This window comes from Streptococcus sp. A22 (genome assembly GCF_043674215.1).
Taxonomy (GTDB): Bacteria; Bacillota; Bacilli; order Lactobacillales; family Streptococcaceae; genus Streptococcus; species Streptococcus suis_V.
On record NZ_JBIMJQ010000055.1, the window covers coordinates 1 to 3,431 of the forward strand.

Annotated in this window: 1 protein-coding gene; it reads left to right on the forward strand. The window is 41.4% G+C overall.

All coding sequences use genetic code 11. The features are described from left to right. A partial coding sequence (locus tag ACHBHN_RS11175) for an SspB-related isopeptide-forming adhesin (protein ID WP_394734148.1) occupies positions 1-3,431 on the forward strand: 3,431 nt, incomplete at both ends.

The window sequence follows — 3,431 nt, forward strand, 5'->3', positions numbered from 1 at the left end:
GCCCTTGCTCAAGCTCTCAATCTCAATAACGGTGAACCCCAAGCACAACATGGGGCCATTACCCGAAATCCTGATCAGATTATTTCAACTGGTGATGCCATGCTTGGGGGCTACTCAAGAATCTTAGATTCCACGGGCTTCTTTGTCTATGATAGCTTCAAAACAGGTGAGACCCTTAGTTTTAACTATCAAAATCTTCAACATGCACGATTTGATGGGAAAAAGATTAGGCGTGTGACTTACGATATTACCAACCTTGTATCACCAGCTGGAACCGATGCCGTGAAATTGGTTGTGCCAAATGATCCAACTGAAGGTTTTATCGCCTACCGAAATGACGGAAACGGTGACTGGCGAACGGATAAGATGGAGTTTCGTGTAGTTGCTAAGTATTTCTTGGAAGACGGTTCGCAAGTTACCTTCTCCAAAGAAAAACCAGGTGTCTTTACACACTCGTCCCTCAATCATAATGACATTGGTCTAGAATATGTTAAAGATTCATCTGGGAAATTTGTGCCGATTAATGGCTCAACCGTTCAAGTGACTAATGAAGGTCTAGCACGTTCTTTGGGTTCCAACCGTGCAAGTGATTTGAACTTACCTGAGGAATGGGATACCACATCAAGTCGTTATGCTTATAAAGGAGCTATTGTCTCAACGGTCACATCGGGCAATACCTACACAGTCACCTTTGGACAAGGCGATATGCCACAGAATGTTGGTTTGTCTTACTGGTTTGCCTTAAATACCCTACCAGTTGCACGTACAGTAACACCTTATAGTCCCAAACCTCATGTAACGGTGGAACTTGAGCCTGTTCCTGAACCTATTACGGTAACACCAGATGTTTTTACTCCTAAAACATTTACACCAGAAAAGCCAGTAACCTTCACGCCAAAGCCTTTGGAAGAAGTGGTACAGCCTAGTCTAACTTTGACCAAACTAACCTTACCTGTTAAACCTATTCCAAAAGAACTTCCAACGCCACCACAAGTTCCGACTGTTCATTATCATGCGTACCGTTTGACGACAACACCAGAGATTATGAAAGAAGTGGTCAATAGCGATCAAGCTAATCTTCATGAGAAAACTGTCGCAAAAGATTCTACGGTGATTTATCCCTTAACAGTTGCTGCCTTATCGTCCAATCGTGCCCAAACGACTAGTCTCATTTTTGAGGACTACTTGCCTGCAGGGTATCTCTTTGATTTGGAAAAAACACAGGCTGAAAATGGGGACTACGAAGTGACTTTTGATGTATCTAAAAACTTTGTGACCTTAACCGCAAAGGAAAACTTGTTGCAGGAAGTGAACAAAGATTTAACCAAGGTTTATCAATTGACTGCTCCAAAACTCTATGGTTCTGTTCAAAATGATGGGGCAACCTATTCTAATAGCTACCAACTCCTTTTGAACAAGGGCACAACCAATGCTTATACAGTCACTTCAAATGTGGTGACAGTTCGTACACCAGGTGATGGTGACACAACTACTCATATTACACCTGACAAGAACAATGAAAATGCGGATGGTGTTCTCATCAATGATACAGTCGTAGCTCTTGGTACAACTAACCACTACCGTTTGACATGGGATTTGGACCAGTATCAGGGAGATCGTTCTGCTAAAGAGACCATTGCACGTGGCTTCTTCTTTGTGGATGATTACCCAGAGGAAGTGCTTGATGTGGTGGAAAATGGGACTGCTATCACAACTCTTGATGGTCAGAAGGTATCAGGGATAACGGTTAAAACCTATGCTTCGTTAAATGAAGCCCCTAAAGACCTTCAAGATAAATTAGCTCGTGCTAAGATTACACCGACAGGTGCTTTTCAAGTCTTTATGCCAGATGACAACCAAGCCTTTTATGACCAATATGTCAAAACAGGTACATCTTTAGCTTTACTGACCAAAATGACGGTGAAAGATAGTCTCTATGGTCAGACAAAGACTTATACAAACAAGGGTTACCAAGTGGATTTCGGCAATGGCTATGAAACCAAAGAAGTGACTAACACCCTTGTTTCTCCAGAATCCAAGAAACAAAACCTCAATAAAGACAAAGTGGACATCAATGGTAAGCCCATGCTAGTGGGAACTCAAAATCACTATACTCTCTCATGGGACTTGGACCAATACCGAGGGATTAAAGCAGACAACTCTCAGATTGCACAAGGTTTTTACTTTGTGGATGATTATCCAGAAGAAGCGTTATTGCCAGATGAAACAGCTATTCAGTTTATCTCATCTGATGGCAAAACAGTTTCAGGAATTACGGTGAAGTCCTATGCTCAATTATCAGAAGCTCCTAAATCTTTACAAGCAGCCCTTTCTAAACAAAACATTCAGCTTAAAGGAGCTTTCCAAGTTTTCATGCCAGAAGACCCACAAGCCTTTTATGAATCTTATGTGACTAAAGGGGAGAATATTACCATTGTCACTCCGATGACTGTTTTGGATACCATGCTTAATTCAGGGAAGTCTTATGAAAACGTGGCCTATCAGGTGGACTTTGGACAAGCTTATGAAACCAACACGGTGACGAATTTTGTCCCTAAAGTAACTCCACATAAGTCTAATACCAATCAAGAAGGCATGTCAATTGATGGAAAGACTGTCCTTCCGAATACGGTCAATTATTACAAAATTGTTCTGGATTACAGTCAATACAAGGACATGGTCGTGACGGATGATGTTCTTGCCAAGGGATTTTACATGGTAGATGATTACCCAGAAGAAGCTCTTACCCTAAGTCAAGATGGTATTCAAGTTTTGGATAAGGATGGCAATCGTGTATCTGGTATCTCTGTCAGCACCTTTGCAAGTTTGTCAGAAGCTCCGAAAGTCGTTCAAGATGCCATGGCTAAACGTCAGTTTACGCCTAAAGGAGCCATTCAAGTCCTTAGTAGCGATGATCCAAAAGCCTTTTATGAGACCTATGTGAAGACTGGACAAACCTTAGTTGTCACGCTTCCGATGACGGTTAAAAATGAGTTGACCAAAACAGGTGGTCAGTATGAAAATACAGCTTATCAAATTGATTTTGGTGTGGCCTATGTGACGGAAACAGTGGTCAATAATGTTCCCAAACTAGACCCACAAAAAGATGTGGTAATTGACTTGTCTCATAAAGATGACAGCCTTGACGGGAAAGAAGTGGCCTTGCATCAAACCTTTAACTATCGTTTGGTTGGAGCTTTGATTCCAAGTAATCGTGCGACTGATTTATTTGAATATAGTTTTGAAGATAACTATGATGAAAAGCATGATGAGTACAATGGTGTTTATCGCAGCTATCTGATGACGGATGTCATCCTCAAAGACGGTTCTGTCTTAAAAGAAGGAACGGAAGTTACGAAATATACCTTGCAACAGGTGGATACAGAAAATGGCCTAGTGTCAATTTCATTTGATAAATCCTTCTTAGAGAC